Source organism: Aromatoleum buckelii (genome assembly GCF_012910785.2).
Taxonomy (GTDB): domain Bacteria; phylum Pseudomonadota; class Gammaproteobacteria; order Burkholderiales; family Rhodocyclaceae; genus Aromatoleum; species Aromatoleum buckelii.
The window spans coordinates 909,854-932,370 of sequence record NZ_WTVH02000009.1; the positions used below are offsets into that span (position 1 = coordinate 909,854).

21 protein-coding genes and 1 pseudogene are annotated in these 22,517 nt (G+C 63.2%); 7 read left to right on the forward strand and 15 right to left on the reverse strand.

Features of this window, described 5'->3' with window-relative positions:
- Nucleotides 1-51 precede the first annotated feature (51 nt).
- The 9 genes from GO608_RS10380 to bssD form a co-directional block, all read right to left on the reverse strand.
- Nucleotides 52-576, reverse strand: a complete 525-nt coding sequence (locus GO608_RS10380) for a hypothetical protein (protein WP_169199215.1) — start codon at nucleotides 574-576, stop codon at nucleotides 52-54.
- Between the two features lie 14 nt (nucleotides 577-590).
- On the reverse strand, nucleotides 591-872 hold the full coding sequence (locus GO608_RS10385) for a MoaD/ThiS family protein (protein WP_169199216.1): 282 nt from the start codon (nucleotides 870-872) through the stop codon (nucleotides 591-593).
- A complete protein-coding gene (locus GO608_RS10390; RefSeq protein ID WP_247003006.1) occupies nucleotides 869-1,429 on the reverse strand; it encodes a DUF4125 family protein in 561 nt (186 codons plus the stop codon). Before GO608_RS10390 ends, GO608_RS10385 begins: the two co-directional genes overlap by 4 nt.
- Before the next feature lie 8 nt (nucleotides 1,430-1,437).
- Nucleotides 1,438-3,180 (reverse strand): vWA domain-containing protein, encoded by a 1,743-nt coding sequence (locus tag GO608_RS10395; RefSeq protein ID WP_247003008.1) that lies wholly within the window; start codon nucleotides 3,178-3,180, stop codon nucleotides 1,438-1,440.
- A gap of 8 nt (nucleotides 3,181-3,188) precedes the next feature.
- A complete protein-coding gene (locus tag GO608_RS10400) occupies nucleotides 3,189-4,049 on the reverse strand; it encodes an AAA family ATPase (RefSeq protein WP_169199245.1) in 861 nt (286 codons plus the stop codon).
- Nucleotides 4,050-4,096: 47 nt separating this feature from the next.
- The gene (locus GO608_RS10405; protein ID WP_425532296.1) at nucleotides 4,097-4,327 is read right to left on the reverse strand and encodes a benzylsuccinate synthase beta subunit family protein; all 231 of its coding nucleotides are present in this window, start codon (nucleotides 4,325-4,327) and stop codon (nucleotides 4,097-4,099) included.
- A gap of 78 nt (nucleotides 4,328-4,405) precedes the next feature.
- Nucleotides 4,406-7,000: a glycyl radical protein gene (locus GO608_RS10410; RefSeq protein ID WP_169199218.1), complete on the reverse strand. Its 2,595-nt coding sequence runs from the start codon at nucleotides 6,998-7,000 to the stop codon at nucleotides 4,406-4,408.
- Between the two features lie 23 nt (nucleotides 7,001-7,023).
- Nucleotides 7,024-7,206, reverse strand: a complete 183-nt coding sequence (locus GO608_RS10415; protein WP_169199219.1) for a benzylsuccinate synthase gamma subunit family protein — start codon at nucleotides 7,204-7,206, stop codon at nucleotides 7,024-7,026.
- 17 nt (nucleotides 7,207-7,223) lie between these two features.
- Nucleotides 7,224-8,222: a [benzylsuccinate synthase]-activating enzyme gene (gene bssD, locus GO608_RS10420; RefSeq protein ID WP_169199220.1), complete on the reverse strand. Its 999-nt coding sequence runs from the start codon at nucleotides 8,220-8,222 to the stop codon at nucleotides 7,224-7,226.
- A gap of 313 nt (nucleotides 8,223-8,535) precedes the next feature.
- Here bssD and GO608_RS10425 point away from each other — a divergent pair, with 313 nt between their 5' ends.
- From GO608_RS10425 to GO608_RS10440, 4 genes and pseudogenes are all read left to right on the forward strand, one after another.
- Nucleotides 8,536-10,173, forward strand: a complete 1,638-nt coding sequence (locus GO608_RS10425) for a PAS domain-containing sensor histidine kinase (RefSeq protein WP_169199221.1) — start codon at nucleotides 8,536-8,538, stop codon at nucleotides 10,171-10,173.
- A 213-nt stretch (nucleotides 10,174-10,386) separates the two neighbouring features.
- On the forward strand, nucleotides 10,387-10,662 hold the full coding sequence (locus tag GO608_RS10430; protein ID WP_169199222.1) for a type II toxin-antitoxin system Phd/YefM family antitoxin: 276 nt from the start codon (nucleotides 10,387-10,389) through the stop codon (nucleotides 10,660-10,662).
- Nucleotides 10,663-11,046: a hypothetical protein gene (locus GO608_RS10435; protein ID WP_169199223.1), complete on the forward strand. Its 384-nt coding sequence runs from the start codon at nucleotides 10,663-10,665 to the stop codon at nucleotides 11,044-11,046. It begins immediately after the preceding gene.
- A gap of 717 nt (nucleotides 11,047-11,763) precedes the next feature.
- Nucleotides 11,764-11,979 (forward strand): annotated as a pseudogene (locus tag GO608_RS10440) (IS1634 family transposase); the annotation flags it as partial.
- Here GO608_RS10440 and GO608_RS10445 read toward each other — a convergent pair.
- Together GO608_RS10445 and GO608_RS19510 are read right to left on the reverse strand one after the other, a co-directional pair.
- A complete protein-coding gene (locus GO608_RS10445) occupies nucleotides 11,921-14,062 on the reverse strand; it encodes a molybdopterin-dependent oxidoreductase (RefSeq protein WP_169199224.1) in 2,142 nt (713 codons plus the stop codon). The pseudogene GO608_RS10440 and the gene GO608_RS10445 sit on opposite strands and share 59 nt — an antisense overlap.
- Before the next feature lie 150 nt (nucleotides 14,063-14,212).
- Nucleotides 14,213-14,701: an ATP-binding protein gene (locus GO608_RS19510; protein ID WP_425532301.1), complete on the reverse strand. Its 489-nt coding sequence runs from the start codon at nucleotides 14,699-14,701 to the stop codon at nucleotides 14,213-14,215.
- Nucleotides 14,702-14,889: 188 nt separating this feature from the next.
- On the opposite strand from GO608_RS19510, the gene GO608_RS10455 reads away from it, so the two are divergent.
- On the forward strand, nucleotides 14,890-15,369 hold the full coding sequence (locus GO608_RS10455; RefSeq protein ID WP_169199225.1) for a VOC family protein: 480 nt from the start codon (nucleotides 14,890-14,892) through the stop codon (nucleotides 15,367-15,369).
- A gap of 78 nt (nucleotides 15,370-15,447) precedes the next feature.
- Here GO608_RS10455 and GO608_RS10460 read toward each other — a convergent pair whose 3' ends face one another.
- The 3 genes from GO608_RS10460 to GO608_RS10465 are packed head-to-tail and all read right to left on the reverse strand — an operon-like array spanning nucleotide 15,448 to nucleotide 18,143.
- Nucleotides 15,448-16,017: a lipocalin family protein gene (locus GO608_RS10460; RefSeq protein ID WP_169199226.1), complete on the reverse strand. Its 570-nt coding sequence runs from the start codon at nucleotides 16,015-16,017 to the stop codon at nucleotides 15,448-15,450.
- Nucleotides 16,018-16,025: 8 nt separating this feature from the next.
- Nucleotides 16,026-16,232, reverse strand: a complete 207-nt coding sequence (locus tag GO608_RS19675) for a CIA30 family protein (protein ID WP_169199227.1) — start codon at nucleotides 16,230-16,232, stop codon at nucleotides 16,026-16,028.
- A gap of 6 nt (nucleotides 16,233-16,238) precedes the next feature.
- Nucleotides 16,239-18,143 carry a serine/threonine protein kinase gene (locus GO608_RS10465; protein WP_169199228.1) on the reverse strand — a complete coding sequence of 635 codons (1,905 nt, stop codon included), beginning with the start codon at nucleotides 18,141-18,143 and terminating at the stop codon, nucleotides 16,239-16,241.
- A gap of 436 nt (nucleotides 18,144-18,579) precedes the next feature.
- Here GO608_RS10465 and GO608_RS10470 point away from each other — a divergent pair, with 436 nt between their 5' ends.
- Nucleotides 18,580-19,335, forward strand: a complete 756-nt coding sequence (locus GO608_RS10470; protein WP_169199229.1) for an HAD family hydrolase — start codon at nucleotides 18,580-18,582, stop codon at nucleotides 19,333-19,335.
- A 360-nt stretch (nucleotides 19,336-19,695) separates the two neighbouring features.
- Nucleotides 19,696-21,375: a dihydroxy-acid dehydratase gene (ilvD, locus tag GO608_RS10475; RefSeq protein WP_169199230.1), complete on the forward strand. Its 1,680-nt coding sequence runs from the start codon at nucleotides 19,696-19,698 to the stop codon at nucleotides 21,373-21,375.
- Between the two features lie 293 nt (nucleotides 21,376-21,668).
- Here the strand turns inward: ilvD and fghA are convergent, their stop codons facing one another.
- Nucleotides 21,669-22,514 (reverse strand): S-formylglutathione hydrolase, encoded by an 846-nt coding sequence (fghA, locus tag GO608_RS10480; protein ID WP_169199231.1) that lies wholly within the window; start codon nucleotides 22,512-22,514, stop codon nucleotides 21,669-21,671.
- Nucleotides 22,515-22,517 lie beyond the last annotated feature (3 nt).

Genomic DNA, 22,517 nt, shown 5'->3' on the forward strand with positions numbered 1-22,517 from the left:
AGGGCCGCGGCTCGCGGGGGTCCCATGGGTTCGAGCGAACGCGGATTCAGGCTATTGATAGATGCCGGTGAAAATTTCATTCTCATCGGCAAAAATTTTCTTGAACTTTGCACGCGCATCGGCACGTACGCGTTCGGCCTGTTCATGATCCAGTCCGCGCCCGTGAATCCATTTTTCCAGATTGACACCGCCGGGCAACCATTTTTCCAGCGTCTCCCGTTCATACATCCATGCTTTGTCCTTGACGCCCAACGCGGCCAGGATTTCCCAAACTTCGTCTTTGGTTTCATCGTGACAATAGATACACATGACGCAGCGGTTGAGCTGGAATTCAGTGATCAGCTTGCGGTCGTATTTGACGGCGGGAACCTTCTTTTCCTCGACATAGGGATCCAGCTTCCTCGCCAGTTCCTCGACTTCCTCGCGCAGGCCGAACACGAGCCATTTACCCCAATGTTCGAGATATTGCTTGTTGGTCAGCGGCTCGCCGCGCAGCGTGATGTAGTTGTAGCGGTACTCGACGTGGTCCAGTGGCACGACGAAGATGAAGTGCGATTCCGGCCGGTCGACGATCATGTCGCGCCTCCCTTTCAGCCGCCGGCAATGGCCGGAATCACGTTGACGACATCGCCTGCGTTCAGTCTGGTCCTCATGCCATCCAGATGTACCGCATTGCGGCCATTGATGAAGAACACGAACTGGGGAGAGAGCCCTCCGTCGTCGTTCGTCAGTGCCGCAGCGAAGCCAGGATTGTGCTGATCGATCAAGCGGATCAATATGGCGGCCGTAGCGTCCGGCGGTGTGTCGAGGGTGAGCTCGCTTTGCTTGATGCCCAGTACGCCGAGCAGATTCAGCCGGACGTCGATGTTCATGCCGCCTCTCCCGATTTCAATACGCTCTCTGCGTGGTCCAGGTCGCGATAGCCGTTCTTGCACACCAGCCGACGCAGGGCCTCCACCGCCAGATTGCGATTCCCCGCCAAGGCGGCCTCGATATTCTCGAAATACAGCTGCAACGTATGATCGCCATAGGTTTCGAGCTCGCAGCCGAGATAGATTCCGAAGTTCCGGCCGTCGCCGGTTTCATCCATGCTGCGGCAACAACGCCGATAAAGGGCGGGATAGCGACCTTGCAACTCTTCCTGCCAATTGCTTTCCATCGTGACGATGATGTCGATCAACGGACTGTTTGATAGCGGTGGGACCAGGTTGTCCATCCGTGCGTATTTTTCGGCGAGCAGGTTTCGGCCGACCGCCTCGGCCTGTTCCAGGTCTGCGAGATAAGAGGTCAGCATCGCTTGCGTCCACGTCTCGAACAGGCTGGAACGGATCGTCTTGAAATTGTCGGGAGCGCTCTGACAGGGTGCATGCCGTGCGCTCCTGACGCGGACGAACATCTGCCATTCGGCTTCCAGGACGAGGTCGAGCAAGGACGCGCTCACTTCGAAGTCCTCGATTCACGCATTTCGCTGATGATCAATTCGCCAAACAGTTTGGGCAGTTGCTCGGTCTTGTCGACGAATTGCACGAGACTGCCGTATTCGTCGCGCAGCGATTGCTTGGAGGACAGGCTGCAACTGATGCCCAGCGTGAGCAGGCTGACCCCGTTGCCCTTGCAGTACTTGATGGCATCCGGCACGCCGCACCCCCAATTGGAGGCGCCGTCGGTGATGTGGACCAGCAGTGTTTTCTTTCCCGGTATCCGGGTATTCAAGGCCGTGGCGATGATGGCCTCGCCGGAAGCCGTCCTTCCGCGCGGCAGCACTGTCAGCATGCGCCCGCCACGATAGAGCTCGGTGATGCGGCAGGCGTTCCTGACCTCGTTGTAGGCGAATAGCCGGGCGTTGCTCGTGTATTCCAGGATCGCGGTGAACAGCGTCTGGTAGATCATTTCTGCCTGGTCCCATTGGTTCGGGTCGGCCATCGAACCGGTGGCGTCCACTAGCAGCACGACATTCTTGCGCATGTCGAACTCGTGCTTCTTCTGCTGGAACACGGCACCCGTGGTGTGGGCGCGGTAAAGCCGCCGGCTATGAATCTTCCCCGAACTGAGACCGCGGTTGAAGACGTTCCGGCGATCGGTGGCGTTGCGCACCACTTGCTGCAGCTGGTGCAAAAGGTGGCGATCGACGCGGTTGCGCGCCATCATGACGATGTCGTTGCCCTCGACCCGGGCGACGTTCTCGAAGTTTGCGACGTTGCCCTTGATCTGATCGGTGAAATCCCGGTTCTTCTGCGGCAGCGCAGCCTCGATCAGGTTGGCGTAATTGACGATGGTGGCCTTGACTGCCGCTTGCTCCGCCTCTTCCTGGGCCAGCTCATCATCCTCGCCCATGTCGGGCATCATGAACCGATCACTGCGGTCGCCCGGCCAGAACCGGATGTGCCCGAGCACTTCGCGCCACAGTTTTTCATAGAGGTCGAGGCGGAATTCACAGCGATCGCTCACGCTCGAGAGCGCCGGACAGTCGTGACGCAGGGCCGGCACGATGCTGTTCATGGTCTGCATCGGCTTGCTGTAATACTGGTCCAGGCTGCCGCGCATGACGAGGCCGCCCAGCGTGAGGTCGCTGTGGCCCTGCTTATAGAGTTCTGGATCGCGGTCTGCCGCCAAGCGCCACCACAAGTGCAGCATCTCGGAAAGGGTGGGGGGCTTGATCAGGCTCTTCAGCGTCTTGACGATACGCCAGTCGCGGGCCGCCTCGGCGTAGTAGCCGAGCACGCTACTGTTGGCCAAGCCGTCGACATAGACGGACTCGCAGACATTGAAGAACATGTCGAACTTGTATTCGTACTGCGTCGGCGGCTGGACGCGCAGCCTGAACATTTCGCGCAGCCGCTCGGACCACTCGACGCGCTTGTACGCTTCCTGCACCATGATGCCGACCATCAGATCGGTCTTTCCCGCCGGCACCGGATACGTGCCCATGATCGGCGTCGGATCGAGGGCGAGCGCATTGTCGAGCTCCATTCCCGACCAGACGATCTCCCCGACGTTGCGGCCGATGAAAGTCGACAGTTTGCGAATGGCGACCAACAGCTTCACCAACTCGACGGATTCGATCGGCGACTTGTCGCGACGCCAGAAGTCCGAATAGCCTTCCTCGCCGGGAATGAGGAAACGTTTGACGTCTCCCGTGCTGTTCATCAGCCGAAGTGCGGTGTCGTGAGTCATGGCCATGGGAGACCTCAGGCGGCGATGTATTGAACGTACTCTGTCTTGCTTTTTTCCACCTTCCCCAGATTGACGTGCAGGGACAGCAAAACCGATTCGAGCGTCTTCTTGTCTGTCTGGAGGCTCGTCACGATGGCTTCGCGCAGCGTTCCGCCGGCCGCGATCATTTCGCCGAGCATCAGGATCTTGCGGGTTGAAACGTCGACGCCGAGCTCGGGATTGGCGCGAATGTTGTTCGCCACCGCGATGATTTCCCTCGCCTGCTCATTCGTCACGCCGGTCTTCTTTTCCAGCACCTCGACTTCCACTTCGTTCGGCAGGAAATCCATCGTCGTGACATAGAAGCGGTCGCGTAGGGCGGGATCGAGAAGCTCGGTGCCGACGAATTCGGCCCCTTCGTTGAGCGTCGCGAAGAAAACGACGCCCGGCGCGACTTGCAGCAGTCCCAGTTCGTCCATCCATACCTGACGATCGTCGGAGAGGATGGAGAACAGCATGTTCAACGCCTTCGGATGTTCGGGGCGATTGATCTCCTCGAGATGGATGACGCAGTTGGGTGTCTGGATGGCCTGTGGGAAGAGAAACTGCTTGTAGCGGGTCTCCCCGTTCTCCAGCGCGTATTCGCCGAACAACTGCCCCGGCTCGGACAGGATGCCGATCTGGAAGGTCGCCAGCGGGAGCTTGTTGACGGCCGCGTATTGCCGCACCAGCGAGGATTTCCCGCAGCCCTGTTTGCCGACCACCAGGACATTGACGGGATGCTTTCTGGATATCTTGGCGAATTTATCGAGAAAGCTCTGATTTTCCGTACTCACATAGTAGTAAGGGTCGACTTCCGGGACGAACAGTCCGTGTGCGCTGGGAGAAGTTTTCATGATCAATTGTTACGCTCATCGAGAGGTGAACAACATTGGTCGGATGTTCAGACGTGGTCGCGGAAGCTCAGTTTTCCTTCCTCGTGCCGGGAGCAGGTCGTGTTCTCGACGTCCCTCAGCCAGCGTTTCCAGACGCCGCCCATTGCGTGACGGTTGGCGGTGCATTGCCCACGGTGCGGATCGGTGGGATCGGGGGTTTGCCACTTGCAGCTGCGGCACGGCTTCGCTGTGCTCATCTCGACATGCGGCTGGTTTTGCACGTTCTTTTCGACTTCCATGGTGTAGCTCCCAATATCTTTTCGTATGACCATGAATGGAGGGGAGCAGAGCGCTGCCCCTCCGTTTAACGGCGTTTCTCAGATTTCGACGTTCAGGAATTCCAGATCGGACGCGCTGAAGTCCTGTTCCTGACGGGCAATGATGGTGTTCTGCCCGTAGGTTGGAATATCGACGAAGCGGGCGCTGTAGCCGGAAACGCGCACGATGAGGTCATGGTGCTTCTCCGGTTCGCGCTGCGCGGCGCGCATTTCGTCCGTGCTGACGACATTGAACTGAACATGGTCGATATTCAGGTCGTGCCAGGTCTTCATGTACGAATTCCAGATTTCGAAACCGTGCTTGGAGCGCATGATCGGCACCGACAGGCGTTGGTTGAGCAGGTTGCCTTTCTGGTTCTTCTGTACCTTGGACACGGAGCGCAGCACCGCCGTCGGGCCCTTCTTGTCGGTGCCCATGTAGGGGGAAATGCCGCCGTCGTCGGCCGCCTCGCCGCCGAAGCGGCCGTCGGGCGTCGGGCCCGTGCGCGAACCGACTTCCATGTACAGTCCGACTGCCTGCCCGGTCGGCATCACCGGACCGCCGGAATAGTTGGTGATCTTGCGCATTTCGCCGCCGATGATTTCCTCGTAGAAGCGGGTGATGATGCCGTCGGCGTAGTCGTCGTCGTTGCCCCACTTCGGCGCACGCTTGAAGTCGACGCGCATTTCCTCGAAGCCTTCCCAGTTCGACTTCAAGGCCTGGCTGAGTTGCGCGAGGGTGTATTTCTTGTCCTCGAACACCAGCTTCTTGATGGCCACGAGGGAGTTCGCCGCGACGATCGTCGTGATCGGGTTGTGCCAGCCGTTGGGCTGCTCGGACAGGGCGCAGGCGTCCATGCCGAGTTCCATACAGCCGTCATCGATCGCTGACACGAAAGGCATCTGCAGGAAGCGCTGCTCGAAGTAGCGCGACACGTCCTTGGTGCTGATGCACAGGTTGATCGCGTACTGGTACTGCTCGCGGAAGGCCTCCCAAACGTCCTCGAAGGTCTTCAACGACGCGAGATCACCGGTCTTCGGGCCCAGCTGCATGTCGGCGTAGGACCAGTCGTAGCCGCCGTCAAGCGTGATTTCCAGCAGCTTGGCCGGGAAGATCGAGCCGCCGCCTTCCGAACGGGTTTTTTGCGTCTTGCGGCGGCCGTGGATACCGGGCGACATGCACAGCACGTTGACCCAGTTGTGTGCTTCCTCGTCGGTGGCGCCGTTGCCGTGGAGACTGAACTTGGCATATTCCTTCATCTGCTCGGTGCCTATCTCGTCGTGCTTGATGGACGGATAGCCGAGACCGTCGCGGATGCACTCGAAAACCCAGCGCAGCGTCTTTTCACGATTCTTTTTGGAGTAGCGGAAGACGATCGACGGTTCGGCCGTGCGAATGCGCTTGGCCGCCTCGAGGATGGCGTCGGTCATGTCGTTGCAGGCGTCCTCGCCCTTGGCGTTCGTGCCGCCGACGGTAAGGATGAACAGATCGTTCGAGCCCGGGAAAATTTCGCGGTAGGCGCGCGATTTGCCGGCGCCGTGCTCGGAAATCTTCAAACGTTCCATCTCGACGAGTTCCACCGCGCCCATGTGGTCCATCGGCTGGAACTTCTTGTCGATGACGGAGGCCTTGTAGTACGGCCACAGCAGGGTGTCTTCCTTCTGGGCGTAGCCGCTCGCGTAGCGCTCGATGGCGTGGCAGATCAGGAAGGTGAAAAATTTCGCCTGCATCGCATCCTTGAGGCCCTTGCAGGGTTCGGCGGGAATGCGCTGGCAGATATCGGCAATTTCGAGCAGCTCGGCTTGACGCTTCGGATCGGTTTCAAAGTTCTCGGCGACGATCCGGCACAGACGGGCCTGGCGGCGCGCCCAGCTGATGACGGCGTTGCAGGCGATGACCATCGCCTTCCAGTTGTCGATCTTGGCGATGTTGTCCAGGCCCTTGGTGCCGTCCCAGGGGAAGGTGGACATATCGGCCTGGGCTTCGGCGATATGTTTCTCAGCGAGCTTGATGCGCGCTAGCAGCCCGTCTTCCAGGACGGTTTCGTAGGGCGGCACGATGCTGTTGTAACCGGAAGCGAAGGAGGGCGCCTCCATGCTGCTGACCTGATACATGCGGCCGAGGTCTGCCGGATCGAAGTAGGGCTGACACTTACTTTGCAGGCTGTGCGGCTTCCAGTACTCGTTGATCGCCGCAGCCTCGTCGGCCGGCTGTGGCGAGTAGTCGCTCCTCAGGTAGTCCTGAACCGCCATGTGGGACAGTTCGGGATACAGCGGGAACATGTTGGGATCTTCGGCGTGGTAGCCGACGATGAATTCGTCCTCTTGAAGCACCAAGGTCGATTTGTTCAGAACATTCGCCAAGCCGAGCGCGCGCCGGATGGCTTCCGGCTGCCCTACGCTGGCCTTGTGCGCTTCGGTCAGATAACGCATGCGCTCGATGCCGGCCGTTACGCTCTTTTCGATGAACTCGCCGGCGGATGCATGTTTCCAGCGGCAACGCTCCTTCAGACGCTTGGTTCTCGCGGTCGACGGCTTTTGCAGATGCTCGTGCAATTCGTCGGCCGGAATTTTCGCTTCTGCCGGATCTTCCGGCGTGAACCTGAGCGTATTCCCCTTGTATTCCAGAACCTTGGCGCTCGCGATGTCATTCATGACTGTCTCCTCAGGATTATGTTTTATCGTTTCGCGCAAAATGCTTCGCATTGCGTGCTGTTCTCGAAAACGGGCTTGGAGAGCCAGTATTTGCCTTTTTCATCTTCCTTTTGTCGCACGCAATCGGCCTTGCCGGCTTCGTAGTCATCCGCGCCTGGGGGGACAGGAAAGAAATTTGTGCACTGCTCGCATGTGGTCGTTTCCATGGATATGTCTCCTTTGATTATGTGATACACCCAGTGCCGACATCGCGAATCGTCTCGTGCTTGTCCGTCGTGATACCGACTAACCCGCCGATCGTCACGCTCTTGATGCCCGCTAGCTTCAAGCCTTTTGCCAAAGGCACTACTGTCTCGGGCGGGTTTTCCTCCACACCCAAGTATTCGTATTCCCTTTCCCTGCCCAGGGAGCAGTATTTTCCTTCTCCATAGACGTGGTAATTGAGAATGTCGACGCCATCCAGTTGTGCGGCATGACGACCCAGATAACTGATGTAGTCGTCGAAATCCTGGGAGGAATCGTTGAATCCAGGGATCACGGGAATATGGATGCGGATATTGGCCCCGGATTGAATGAGATGCTCGATGTTGTCGAGTATTGGCTGAAGCGGCCAACCAACCACTTCTTCATGTTTTTTTGGATTCAGGGATTTCAGGTCGACGATGAAGAGATCGACAAATTCCAGCAGCGGCTGGATAACCGCCCAGTTCTTTGGAAAGCAGGACGTTTCAATCGCCACGTGGACGTCGCGCGCCTTTATTTCGCGCGCCAGTTCCAACGTGAATGCAGGATGGAAGAGAGGATCGCCGCCGCTGATGGTGACTCCGCCACCGCTATTGCGGTAGAAGAGGGAGTCCGACAAGGCTTCGCGCATGATTTCCTCAACGCTCATGCGTTGCCCGACAGTGGTACGCGCGTCAGTCAGGCAGGCGGCGACGCAACGCATGCAGCGCTGACAGTCCGTGCGATCGATCTCGACGGTCGTGCGGCCGTCCGAGTTGAGCACCAGGCGGGACGTTCCCGCGGGGCAGACGGCCACGCATCGGCCGCAGCCGACGCAGCGCGCCGGGTAATAGTAGAACTCCTGTCGCACGTCCTGGGTTTCGGGGTTGTGGCACCACGGGCAACGTAGCGGGCAGCCCTTCAGGAAGATGGTCGTCCTGATCCCGGGCCCGTCCTGCAGGCTGAACCTCTGTATTTCGGTAACAAGAGGAATTCTCACGACAGCCTCTGCGGTTTGTTGCACTTCAAACAAATGAGGGGTGTGACTATCAGGTGACGGAGGACGCAGGTTCCGAGGCACTTTTGGCCGGCGACCGTGGATTGAATTAAGCACCTCCCGTTTAACCAAACCAATTGGTGCGAACACCTAACGAAAGGGGGGTTGCCCCTAATGCAGTTGCGGCATCGCAGGCGCACAATCGGATCAGGCTCGGATCCAGGGATTGATATCTCTGCCGAAAGTGGGCCCTCGGTCGATTGCGCTGTCGCTTGTTCGAGTTGCTGGTGTTTGGGGATGCAGGGAGGTGGTGCGCATGAGGGATGACGTGTTCGACATGGCATTGAACGACGAGCAGGGTGAGGATGCCTCGGTCGGCTATGAAGCGCTCTTTCGCAATACGCCCGTGGCGATCTGCCACCTGTTCAACCGCACGATCAGGCGCTGTAACCGGCGATACGAGGAAGTGTTCGGGTACGAACCCGGCGAACTCGACAACCAGTCGGTCCGCGTGCATTACCCGAGTGACGAATTGTTTGCGACGATCGGTCGGAAATACGGCCACTTCTTCGAACGCGGTCACACGTTCAAGGACGAGCGGCCGTTCGTGCGCAAGGACGGCACGCTGATCTGGTGCATCGTCACCGGCACCTTGCTCGACCCGGCCAACCCGAAGCTCGGCAGCATCTGGGTGGTGCAGGACATCTCCGAGCACAAGCGGATCGAGGACGAATTGAAGGCCGACGTCGAGAAGCTCGAAATCGTCGTGCAGCAGCGAACCGTGGAGCTCAGCCGGCACGTCGCGAGCCTGGAGGAGGAAGTCGCGACGCGCCAGCGCGCCGAGGAAGCCGCGAACGAGAATCGCGAGAAATACCAGAAGCTCTTCCACATGCTGCCGATCGGCATTTCGATCACGGATACGCACGGCACCATCCTCGAGGCCAATTGCCAATTTGCCGAGATGGTCGGCGTGCGGCGTGCCGCGCCCGAGAACTGGCGGAAACTGCCGCTGCGCTTCTTCCTGCACGACGGCACGGAGATCCCGAGGCATCGCCTGCCTTGGCAGATCCGCGATTTCCAGAAGGATTCGATCAACAACATCGAAATCGGGATGCGCGACGAGAAGGGACGCAAGCTGCGCTGGCTGAGCGTCAGCTCGTCGCTGATCGAGCGCAAGGACCAGCAGTTCGTCGTCGCCGCCTTCACCGACATTACCTACCGCAAGCGCATCGAAGAGCTCGAACGGCTGCGCCACGCGGAGCTCACGCGGCTCGGGCGCATCAACTCGATGGCCGAAATGGGGGCCGCCCTTGCGCACCAGATGGGGCAGCCGCTGGTGTCCGCGGTCAATTACCTGAACGGCTGCATGCTGCGTCTCGAGCGCGTCGACGGCGTCGGGGAAATATCCGAGTCGATGGGGCTCGCGCTGAAGTATCTCGAGCAGGCGGGCGAGATCCTGCGCCACGTCAAGGAGTTCGTCTGCAAGCACAAGCCGGACAAGGAACCCGAGAACATCAACGAGGTGATCCAGGATGCGCTCTCGTTCCTCAATTTCGAGGTCCGCCGTCACGACGTCAGTGTCGACTTGCGCCTACTGCAAGAACCCCCGCTGGTGCCGCTGTGCAAGGTCGAGATCCAGCAGGTGTTGTTCAACCTGATGAAAAACGGCATGGAGGCGATGACGAGCCTGCCGCCCGAGGCGCGCAAGCTCGTGATCGGCAGCGAGATCGTCGACGCGGGCGGGGCGATGAAGGTGTTCGTCCAGGACCACGGCACGGGGCTCGAGAAGCGGTCCGCGAAGCGCGTGTTCGAGCCCTACTTTTCCACCAAGCCCGACGGGATGGGCATCGGCCTGACGATCTGCCGCTCGATCGTCGAGTCGCACGGCGGACAGCTTTCGTTTTCGAGGATCGGCAAGGGCGGGTCGCGCTTTCAATTCACCTTGCCGATGTAGGGGAGATCCGCGCCGACTGGCATCTGGGAACGGCAGCGTCCTGATAGTCGTTGTGCATGCCCACGCGCTCGAGCCGACATGAGCAGGTTGGACCCCCTGTGCGAAACGGGGCGCCCTAATCGCGCTGGGCCCTGCGGCAGGCGATTCAAACTTTCCGCAGCCTCGTTTCTCCGCTACAGTGGTGGCGTTAACGGATTCGTTAAGGAGCCGAAGATGCGTGCCAGCGACGTGGTCCCGATTAGCGAGGCGCGAGCGCGCTTGACCGAGCTCGCCGAGGAGGTCGTGGGGACGGGGGCCGAAAAGATACTGACCAAGAACGGCGCGAGCTACGTGGCCATCGTGGACGCCAGGAAGCTCGACTACTACCACGTCCTTGAAGAGGAGCACGCCTGCTTGGTGCTGCTGGACGACGCCGAGGTCGGGCTACGCCAAGTGCTGGAAGGGCAGACCGTCGCCGAAGACGAGCTTAAGCGCTTGCTTGCGGAGTGAATGCCGGTGGCGCTAATTCAGCGAGCCAGTGTCGCCGCGACGCGGCATTTCGCCGCGTGTCTGGAGGAGGCGAGGGCGTTCTTCGTCGAGCAGGACGAGACGACCGCCAATGATCGATTTCGGGCGCTCCGTGCCGAGTTGCGTGAGATGACCGAGACGCTCCGATGGGCGCCAGCCGGGGGCCGCCCTGCGCGGTTTTTCGCCGGGCGGTCCATTCAAGCGCGGATTCGTGCCCGCAAGGTCCAAGCCCTGGCCGATGAGGCGGGATTGCCGCACATGCGTGAATATGTGCTCAAGTGTCACGTGGTGTTGTATGCGCATTCGAGCGACCGGGTAGTGCTCTTGGCGATGCGACACCAGCGCCAGTTGAGCTACGCGGTTTGAGGACGGATCTTCGTGGATGTCGAGGTCGTCGCGACATCTGCACAGAGCGGAGATACGCAGCATCAAGCGCCGCAGAAAAAGTGGCAGCCCGAGTGGCAACGGCCCTGAAACCCGGGCCAATACTGGGAATCCTACGGCCTGCAAAGCCGTGTACATCGCTTCGATTCCGGTTCGCGCCTCCAAAAGAATCAAAGACTTAAGCCGGCTATAGCGGGCTTTTTTTCGCCCAGATACGAGTGGCGAAGCGGTTTTGCCACTCCGGAGTAAAGCGGAATAAAGCGGTGCGTCAGCAGCGAAGTTGGCCGTGGACGCGAGTTCATCATGCTCACGCAGCGACATCGTGGCGATACACGCGGGAGCTAGTAGTTCGGGGCGAGGGCTCGCCACCGAATTGGCTGTGCTTGACGGTGTCCCAGGAAGTGGTGAAACAGCGGAAAGGAGTGAGGTGTTCGCCGTGGTGGCGCTGCAGGGGCACCACGGCGGGCGCGGGTGATCACCATAACGAACAGCACTTCGTCCCGGCGATCGCTCGCTGCCGAGAACGAGCGCCAAGCCGGCCACCTGAGTTCGACTGTTCAGGCCGAAAAACGCCGTTTTCGGGCAACCCGCCCCGCTATTCATGCGGGTTCCAGTCCGATTTGTCCGAAAGTGTTGTGGCATGTTTGTAACAGCAACCGCCTTCCTTGACGCTGGATACCGTACTGATAAAGGGGCGGCCTGTTCGTCAAGCTCACCTCCTCCGGCGGCCGCCGCTATGTCCAACTCGTCGAGTCCTACCGAGATGATGCCGGGCGGGTGAAGAAGCGCACTGTGGCAACCCTTGGCCGAATCGACCAGATCGGCGGTGAGCTGAATTCCGTGATCAACGGACTCCTCAAGGTCTCCGGCCGAAACCCAATGATCCACGATCCCGGTCTGAGACCAGGCGCTCCACCGCGCAGGGAATGCCGCGCAGGGCGTTGGAGCCGGCCACCGGGTCGAAGCATTCGGCGTCGCTGCAGGCGTTGTAATTGACTGCCTCCTCCGCGCTCCACCAGCCGTACTGCGCCCACACCGTGCCCACCGCCAGGTGCCGGTTGATGCGCGCGGCGGCGCGCATTTCGCCGCTCGCCGCGCGGATCGCCACCTTCTCCCCGTCGGCGACGCCGGCCGCCGCCGCCACGTCGGGCGCCAGTTCGGCCACCGGCTGCGGGGCGTGGCGGCGCAGCGCCGGCTGGTTGCGCTGCTGGCTGTGACAATAGGGTGTGATCTTGCCGCAGGTCAGCCGCCAGGGAAATCGCGGGTCGACCGTGGGTGGCGCGTAGTCGGGCAGGGGGTCGTGCCCGGCCCCGGCGAGGGCCGCGGACCACAGCTGCAGCTTGCCGCCCGGGGTGGCGAAGCCTTCGTCCTCGTACTTGCGATAGCGGGTGGCGAGCGGCACGGTGAGGCCGCGCGGCGCAGCACGCACGGCTTCCGGGGTGAGCCCGGCGGGCGCGAGAACGTGGGCCAGCCCGGCGGCGGGGTCGCCGCCAAAGAAGCGCTGATCCAGCCCGAGGCGGTGGGCGATGGCGAAGACGATGGCGGTGTCCGCCCGCGCCTCGCCGGGCGGAGCAGCCACCGCCGGGCGCAGCTGGACATGGCTTTCCGCCGCCTGGCTGACCATGAAGCCGCCTTGCAGGCCGGGGCGTTCCCAGCATGAGGCGACGGGCAGTACGAGGTCGCCCCAGCGCGTGGTGGGGGTGTGGAAGAGCTCGGTCTGCACGAAGAAGTCCAGCCCGGCCAGCGCCTTCTCGGCGAGCGCCGCCCCCGGCTTGGTGAGCAGGAAATTGCCCCCGAAGGAGACCAGCGCGTGCGGCGCCGGTGACGCGAGGACGGCGTTGAAGAAATCGCGGCTGGTCACCCAGCCCTTGCTGCTCGGGCCGAGTGGGCGCTCTTGGCGGGCGTAGGTGTGTTGCCGGGTGGCGGCGTCGACCAGTTCGAAGCCGGCGATGTCGGCGAGTGGCGGCTTGGCGAACCAGACGTTGCCGCCCGGCGCGTCCAGCCAGCCGGTCAGCGCGTAGAGCAGGTTGATGGCGCGCGTGGTCTGGGTGGCGTTGGCCTGCTGGCAGGTGCCGGTCCAGGTGAAGAAGGAGAGCGGGCCGGAGGTGGCGATGAGCCGGGCCGCTTGGCGCACGGCGGTGGCGTCGACCCCGGTGAGTTCGGCCACCCGCTCCGGCGGGAAGCCGGCGGCGCGCTCGGCGAGGTGCTCCAGCACCGTGCCGTGGCCGTCGGGGGCGGGGTCGAAGGCGTCGCTGTGGCGGGCGAGGAAATCGCGGTCGATATGCCCGTCTTCGAGCAGCAGGTGGATGAGGCCGAGCGCCAGCGCGGCGTCGCTTCCCGGGCGCGGCGCCAGCCAGAGGTCGGCGCCACGCGCCAGGCCGGCGCCGCGCGGGTCGATCACCACCAAGCACGCCCCGCGCTTCTGAGCGCGGCGGATTTCCTCGGTTTGCGCCAGCCAAGTGGCGGCCGGGTCAAAGCCCCAGAGCAGGATGCAGCCGGTGTTCTCGTAGTCGGGCATGCCGATTCCTGCCCCCCAGGTCAGTGCCGGGGAAAAGTCCTTGTGCCAGTTGCAGTTCTCGGTCGCGAAAATCAGGTTTGGGCTGCCGAAGGCGTGCGCCAGGCGGTGAATCCAGCCAAAGCTGTCGGCGATGGCCGTGCCGCTCGGCGTAGTCACCGCGAAGGTGGTGGCGAGCGGGCCGATGGCGCGCAGCCGGTCGCCGATCTCGTCGAGCGCCTCGTCCCAGGAAATCGCCCGCCAGCCGGGATCGGCCTCGGCCTTGGGGCGGGTGCGGCGTAGCGGCATGGTCAGGCGGTCGGGGTGATGGACCAGTTCCGGCGCGGCCTTCGCCTTGATGCACAGCGCCTTGCCGGTGGGGTGCGCGGGGTCCGGCTCGACGCCGAGCAGACGCCCGTCCTCGACCACCGCCAGGCAGCCGCAGCGGGAAATGCAGAGGGCGCAGTAGGTGGGGATGCGCTGCCGGGTTGATGGGTCGCTCATGTCGGTCTCCTGGCGGGGCGAGGCGAAAGGGGCGTTCGATCCCGGTGCGACCCGTCGCACGAGCTTACTGGCGAATACGCCGGCGGCCAACGGCGGTCCGCGGTTATCGCCCGCGACGGCCCGAGGCCAAGCTCGACTGATTGCGAGGGTTCATGAAGCTTGAGCACGGTATCCCATCTCACCACATGTCACTGACCGGCACATTCGGGCCACTGATGATTGGCATATAGGAGCCAGCGTAAAGGGGCTCTGACGAACGTCTGCGGGGTTCAAGATTCGCTGTTTTTCGGGGTCCCGGGCTGTTTTCGCCCGGTTCGGCCCCTGTCGCGGCGCGCGGTAAGAGGCCCCGTCGAGCGTCAGGCAATAATAGGCGTTGTGTCGCAGCCGATCGACGGTGGCCGAGGCGAGGAGCCGGTTGCCGTGGAAGGCCTGGTCCCACTCGGCGAAATCGAGATTGCTGGTGACGACGGTGGCGGCCTGCTCGTAACGCTCGGCGATCAGGTCATGCAGATCTTCGTCGGCGGGTGAACGAAGCGGTTTGAGCCCGAAGTCATCAATGATGAGGACCGGCACGCGCGCGAGTTGCTGCAATTTCCGTTCGTACGCGCCGGTGGCTCGCGCGGCGTTGGCGCTGGGCAGCGACGCCGCGTCAGGTTCCGGGTGCTATGTTGAAGGGGCAAAGTGGGGGGCGAGATTGCCGGCAACAGTCTTGTCCGCTATCGGCCGGACACCGGCCATGCATTGCTCCGGGGGTGCGCAAATTGCAGAGTCGTCGGCCTGTCTGTGCGACTAAACTGCACGTATCTCCCCCATTCAGGAGAACCCAGATGATGAGCAAGAACACGATTTGTCTGTGGTACGACGGCACCGCGCTGGACGCCGCGAAGTTCTACGCCGAGACGTTCCCGGACAGCCAGATGGGAGCTGTTTATCGCGCGCCTGCCGACTATCCGGCGGGCAAGCAGGGGGATGTCTTGACGGTCGAGTTCACGGTGATGGGCATCCCTTGTCTGGGCCTGAACGGCGGGCCGGCGTTCCAACACAACGAGGCTTTCTCGTTCCAGGTTGCGACCGACGACCAGGCCGAAACGGACCGCTTGTGGAACGCGATTGTCGGCAACGGCGGGCAGGAAAGCGCATGCGGCTGGTGCAAGGACAAGTGGGGATTGTCGTGGCAAATCACCCCACGCGCCCTTACGGCTGCGATCGCCGATCCTGATCGAGCCGTAGCCAAGCGCGCGTTCGAAGCCATGATGGGGATGAGAAAGATCGACATCGCTGCGATCGAAGCCGCTCGGCGCGGCTGACGCCGATGCCGGCCGGGCGACGAATGGTAGGCCCCGCTGCTCGGAATCAGCGGTCACGATGGGTCGGAATCCGCACGCTCAGTTCTTCGCGGCTTGGAGAGTCCTCTCCAACTTGCGCGTGTCGAAGCCCTGGTCACGCAGTCGTTGCAACAGCTTGTCATAAACATCCGGGCTGACTTTCGGGCTTCGGGAGAGGATCCACAAGTATTCACGTTTCGGCTCGCTGACCACCGCCAGTTGGTAGTCGCTATCGAGGTCGATCACCCAGTAGTCGCCCCAGACGGCGGGAATGAAGGACAGCCACGCCGGAGCGAAGCGGACTTCCAGTTTTGGCGACGACCGATCGCCGAGCTGGCGCGCTGCCCCGACAGCCTCGTCGAACTGGCCATCTTCCAGGCGGCATCGGTTGATGACCTGCACATTCCCGTCCGGCTCGAGGCTGTATTCCGCGCTGGTGTCCCCGACGCATTTCTTCTGGAACCGGTTCGGGTACTTCGCAATCTCGTACCAGCGCCCCATGTAGCGTGGAATGTCCAGCGAAGGGATCGTGGCGAGCGGGCCGTCATCTCCGGCCGGGGAGGCGGCGAGGTGAGCGGAGAGCCCGAGCACATACGTTCCCAGGAGCATTGCAAGCCAGTTTTTGAGCATGCTCTTCCTCACGGTGTCGCTATTTCAAATCCAATAGTTCGAATCGCCAAGAAAAAGTCTCCTTCCTGTCGACCGGCAATCAGGAGAACAAGTTGTCGTACGCGAGTCGGGTCGAGCGCTGGTTGATCTTGGAGGACTCGTCCGCGCCAAGCGGGCAGGAATCGGCCGATTTCCCAGAGGCTCTCGGCACGATATCTCCCGATTGGCTGCGGCATTCATCCTTACGGGATTGCCCGCACCGTGTCCGTCACTCGCAGGTACTTGCACTCGGGGTGGTCGAAGTACTTCGGTCGCTCGCACGCATCTTTCATGCAGCGGTAGAGGGAGAAGTGCGTGCGCGGCTCGCATAGCACGCGCGGATTGTTCGGCTCCTTCTTGACGGCCTCGGCGGGGGACGGCGGGCTTGGCATTTCCTCCGCTACGGCGCGAGACGGCGGCGGCTCCCCCTCGGGCGGCGCTTGCGCCACCGGGGCCTCTTCCCACGCAGCGGGCTCGCCCGGTGCCGCTTCCGGCACAGCGGTTCCCGGTAGCGGCAACTGCGGCTCGGCCACCGCGCCGGAGGGCACCAATGGGGGTAATTCCGCCCGCGACTCGGGCAGGACGGTCACCGGCGGCTCCGGGGGGAGGAGAGAAGCGGGCAGTCCGTCCGGTTCCATGCTGTGCGCCAGGGAGCCCGACACCCCCTTCGCGTCACGGTAGTCCGACCACATCGTCCAGCCGCCTGCCCCCAGGATGACGAGCGCCACCACCGCGATACCCCCGAACAACCTCCGGCGCCAGCTGCCCGCTTTCGCGTCGCCCCGCGATTGCGGAGACCCGCCGATCTGCGCCGGATCCGGGCTTAGGGCCGCCTCCAAGGCGGCACGCCAAGCAGCATCGTCGGTATCGTCCATGCGCCCGCCTGGAGCTTGCCCGGGAGGCGATCCGAACCGGGCCCCGGTTTCCCACGCCAGCGCCGCTTGCAGTTTCGCCTCGGCTTCCGTCGACCGGGGCTCCGAGCGTCTCGGGGACGTGTCCTCGACGTTTCCGTTATCAGCGGCACTCGGGAAAACATGGAAAGGCGCGCTCTCGCGGGACGACGGGAGCGGAGGCGACGTCTCGTGCCGCTGAGCTTCCTCGACCGCGGGCGGCACCACGATGGATTCCGCGGCGCTGCGGCCGCCGAGCAGCGCACGCCGGAATTCAGCCACGCTCTGGGGCCGCTCCTCGGGTCTGACGTTAAGGGCCCGTTCGATCGCCGCGACGAAGGCCACGCTGTAGTTCAGTTCCGGGAAACTGCGGGAGAGGCGGTCCACGACCTCGAACAGCGGCTCCATCTGGTCGTCCAGCGCGCGGACGGTGGAGGCCAGCGGCGATCGACCGCTGACGCAGTAGTAGGCGACCGCGGCCAGCGCGTAGAGGTTGGTCCACGGCCCCTGCCGCAGCGTGGTCGATTCGGCGTACTGCTCGATCGCTGCGAAGGCCGGATCGAGGACGGCGGTGAGCGCCTCGTCCCGATCGCCGACGGCAGGGTGCGCGGCGCCGACATCCAGCAGCACCGGGCGGCCGTCGGGCAGCAGCAGGACGTTCCCCGGCGAGATGTCGCGGGGATAGCACGAAACGCCGTGCAGAAGGTCGACCGCGCCGAGCAGCGGCAACAGCAGGCCGCGCAGCCAGGCTTCGTCCGGCGGTCGCTTCATGGCCTGACGCGCGGCCCTGAGGGTGACTCCCTCGTAGTAGGGCATCACGATATAGGCGGTGCCGTTGTCCTCCCAGAAGCGATACACGCGCACCAGGGCCGGGTGATCGAAACGGGCCAGCAGTCGGGCCTCGTCGACGAAGGACTTGAGGCCGAGGGTGAAGGTCTGAGCGTGCCTGTCCGAACGCAGGACCACCTCCGTTCCGCTGCCCCGCGACGCGAAGGCGGCGGGGAGGTACTCCTTGAGGGCGACTTCGCGCTGCAGGCCATGGTCCATCGCCAGATAGACGATGCCGAATCGCCCTTCGCCCAGGACGGACAGAAGCTCGTACTCGGCGAGCCGGGTGCCAGGGCGCAACGCATTGTGGTTCGGCTCGATCCGGCGCTGCGCCGTCTGGATGGCGGGACCGCTGAAGGGAGGAAATTGGGAAGGTGAAGGTTGGTTCATGGGGCAATCGGCAAAACTGAGGCCGTCCGCGGGGAAGCGCTTCGACTTCGGCTAGGTGGCCGGGAATCCAGGCGTCGGCGGTGGCCAGGAGAAATTGACACGCTGCAGCAAGGGTACGCGGCTCGCCGGGAATCGGTGCAGTTGCTACTTTTTTTCACAATTCCGATCGAACCGGGGCGGCTCGCTATCGCGGGTGGAATGCCGCGCTTCGGCTTCCCCAGGTCCATCTGGCGAGCGGGCTCGAACGCTGCGGTGACTCTCGGCAAGGCGGCTCGATTCCCCCTCAACTGAATACTCCTGGTACGCAGTTCGCCGCAAAGTGTGGTTGGATCCGTGCAAAGTCGGCAGCGGCGTGACCAAGTGAAGTCGGCGTTGGAGGTGTGGCAGGGGACGGCGTCACCCGCGCTCAGCAGCGCCCATGGCTTAGAATGGGCCGATGAGTTTCACCGTCCGCGCCATCACCCTCGACCTCGACGACACCCTGTGGCCGTTCGCCCCGATCGGCGTCCGGATCGAGCAGGCTATTCACGACTGGATGCTGTTGCATAGTCCGCGCACCGCCCGGATGTTCCCGATCCCGGCGATGCGGGCGCTGCGCGAGCGGATCTTCGCCGACAATGCGGAGCTGGCGCACGACGTGAGCGCGCTGCGCCGGCTGACGCTCGCGCACGCCCTGCGCGAGAGCGGTGCCGATCTGTCCCTGCTGGAGTCCGCGTTCGAAGCGTTCTACGCCGCGCGCAACCAAGTGGAGTGCTATCCGGACAGCCTCGACGCCCTGCAACGCCTTGCCGCGCGGATGCCGGTGGCGGCGATCACGAACGGCAACGCCGACCTGCAGCGAATCGGCTTGGCCGGGCACTTCGCCTTCCAGCTTGGCGCGTGCGAGCACGGCGCCGCCAAGCCGGACCGTGGCATCTTCCTGGCCGCGTGCACGCGTCTGGGCTACCGGCCGGCCGAAGTGCTGCACGTCGGCGATCACGTCGAGACGGACGTAGCTGGCGCCGCCCGCGCCGGCCTGCGCGCGTGCTGGCTCAACCGGGTGGGCGCACGCTGGGAGCGCGAGGACGTGCGGCCCGACCTGGAGTTCGTCGCTCTCACCGAACTCGCGGACTGGCTGGAGGCGCAGGCGCGCGAGGAGGACTGCCTCCCGGACGCCGCGCATGCGGGGCTGACCGGGGAATCGTCCGTCTGACCCGTCAGTGCCCGGGCCGTAGCGGGGCAGTCGGTTGCTGCTGACTGTGCTGGCCTGCCAGCACCCGGAACCCGATCACAGCGTCGCTGCCCAACGGCAATGCTGCGCTGGAGCCCCCTTACGAGGGAGGGACCACGCGCCCCTGGGGACGGCCATGAGGCACTTCATACGACGTCCGGTCAGTATTCCGATCGAGATTCGGGGCGGCGAGCACGCCGTGGGCGTGATGAGGCAGGGCGTATTCAACACCGACACTGACTCGGGTGTTGGCAAGACCTGTAACTGGACACCCCTCGCCCAGTTGTTGCGTCGACGCGGAATGCCTGCGCGCTTGCGCAAGCCACTACAAAGGTTATCGAGATGACGGACATCACTGACAACATGCGCACGTATTCCTCTCAGGTGGTGGATGGCATCGAGGCCACCCCCGCTCGTGCCATGTTGCGTGCGGTCGGTTTCACCGACGAGGATTTCAAGAAGCCGCAGATCGGCATCGCCTCGACCTGGGCCAATGTCACGCCCTGCAACATGCACATCGACAAACTCGCGCGCGAGGCCGAGAAGGGTGCCAACGCGGCGGGTGGGAAGGCCGTTATCTTCAACACCATCACCGTCTCGGACGGCATCGCCAATGGCACCGAAGGCATGAAGTATTCGCTGGTGTCGCGTGAAGTCATCGCCGACTCCATCGAAACCGTGGCCGGCTGCGAAGGCTTCGACGGCCTCATCGCCGTGGGGGGTTGCGACAAGAACATGCCCGGTTGCCTCATCGGCATGGCACGCCTGAACCGCCCCTCGATCTTCGTCTACGGCGGCACCATCAGGCCCGGCGCCGGCCACACCGACATCATCTCGGTGTTCGAGGCCGTCGGCCGGCACGCCGCAGGCGAACTCAGCCTGGTGCAGGTCAAGCAGATCGAGGACACCGCCATCCCGGGTCCGGGCTCGTGCGGCGGCATGTACACCGCCAACACCATGGCCTCGGCCATCGAAGCCCTGGGCATGTCGCTGCCGGGTTCGTCGGCGCAGGACGCGATCTCGACCGACAAGGCCTCGGACTGCTTCCGTGCCGGTCAGCAGGTGCTGGAACTGCTGGCACGCGACATCAAGCCGCGTGACATCATGACCCGCAAGGCCTTCGAGAATGCGATCCGCGTGATCATCGCGCTCGCCGGTTCCACCAACGGCGTGCTGCATTTGCTGGCGATGGCTCACGCCGTGGAGGTGAAGCTGGCGCTGGATGACTTCATCGAGCTCGGCAAGACCACGCCGGTGCTCGCCGACCTGCGTCCAAGCGGCAAATACATGATGTCCGAACTGGTCGCCATCGGCGGCATCCAGCCGCTGATGAAGCGCATGCTCGATGCCGGCCTGTTGCACGGCGACGTGCTTACCGTCACCGGCAAGACGCTGGCGGAGAATCTCGCCGATGTCGCCGAGTATCCGGCCGGCCAGGACATCATTCGTCCCTTCGACAACCCGATCAAGAAGGACTCGCATCTGGTCATCCTGCACGGCAACCTGTCGCCAACCGGCGCGGTCGCCAAGATCACCGGCAAGGAAGGCCTGCGCTTCGCGGGCCGCGCGCGCGTCTACCACGGCGAGGAAGCGGCGCTGGCTGGCATCCTCAACGGCGAGGTGGTCGCCGGCGATGTCATCGTGATCCGCTACGAGGGTCCGAAAGGCGGTCCGGGCATGCGCGAAATGCTGTCGCCGACCTCGGCTGTGATGGGAAAGGGCCTCGGCAAGGATGTCGCGCTCATCACCGATGGCCGCTTCTCCGGCGGCTCGCACGGCTTCGTGGTGGGTCACATCACGCCGGAAGCCTTCGATGGCGGCCCGATTGCGCTGGTCGAGAACGGCGATGCCATTACCATCGATGCGGAAACCCGCGAAATCAGCCTTGGTGTGTCGGATGCGGTGCTTGCCGAGCGCCGCGCGCGCTGGACGCAACCGAAACCGCTCTACACGCGAGGCGTGCTGGCCAAGTACGCAAAGCTCGTCTCGAGCGCCTCGGAAGGGGCCGTCACCGACAAGTAAGAGGGGGCGGACTGCTCACGAAACGGAAGAACTCGTACGCTGGACCAATACGAATAAACGAGAATCTACGATGGATTTCGGGTTCGGCAAGTCCGGACAGTCTCTTGCTCTCTACACGCCCACAGCGACAGCTTGACAGCGGTGCCGCAGCAAGCGCTCGTCGAGTCGAGGGGTGCCGCCGCGGACGCTGGCTCCAGCGCGCCGGTGAGCCCCAGGAATGCGTTCGTGTTCCAGCTGCAGTCGTATTGAAGTGCTCGCCGTACACCGTCACCGAGTCTCGCGCGGTCGGGAATTCACCCACAAAGCGCTGCCGCATGATGGCGCAGGTGGTCGTCGATGAAGCTCGTGATGAAGTAATAGCTGTGATCGTAGCCGGGCTGGATGCGCAGCGTCAGCGGATAGTTTGCCGCGCGGGCGGCAGCGTCGAGTACCGCGGGCTTGAGCTGCTCGACGAGAAACGCGTCACGGTCGCCCTGATCGACGAGGATCGGCAGCGTCTCCTGCGCCTGGCCGATCAGCACGCTCGCATCCCATTCGCGCCAGCGCGCGCGATCGGCGCCGATATAGCGCGAGAAGGCTTTTTCCCCCCACGGGCAGTGCATCGGATTGGCGACCGGTGCGAACGCCGAAACCGAGCGGTAGCGTCCGGGGTTGCGCAGCGCGCAGACGAGCGCGCCGTGCCCGCCCATCGAGTGGCCGCTGATGCCACGCCGGTCGGAGGCGGGAAAGTGCGTCTCGACGAGCGCCGGCAGTTCATCGACGACGAACTCGTGCATCCGGTAGTGCCGGGACCACGGTGCCTCGGTCGCGTCGAGATAAAAGCCTGCGCCGAGGCCGAAATCCCAGGCCCCGTCAGGGTCGCCCGGCACATCGGGGCCGCGCGGGCTCGTGTCGGGCGCGACGAGGATCAGCCCGAGTTCGGCGGCGAGGCGCTGCGCACCAGCTTTCTGCATGAAGTTCTCGTCGGTGCAGGTGAGTCCGGACAACCAGTACAGCACCGGCAGCTTCTCGCCCCGCTCGGCCTGCGGCGGCAGATAGAGCGCGAACACGGTGTCGCCGTGGAGCGCCGCCGAGCGGTGCCGGAAGCGCTGCAGCCAGCCGGCGAAGCATTTCTGCGATGAGAGCTGTTCGAGGGGCACGGC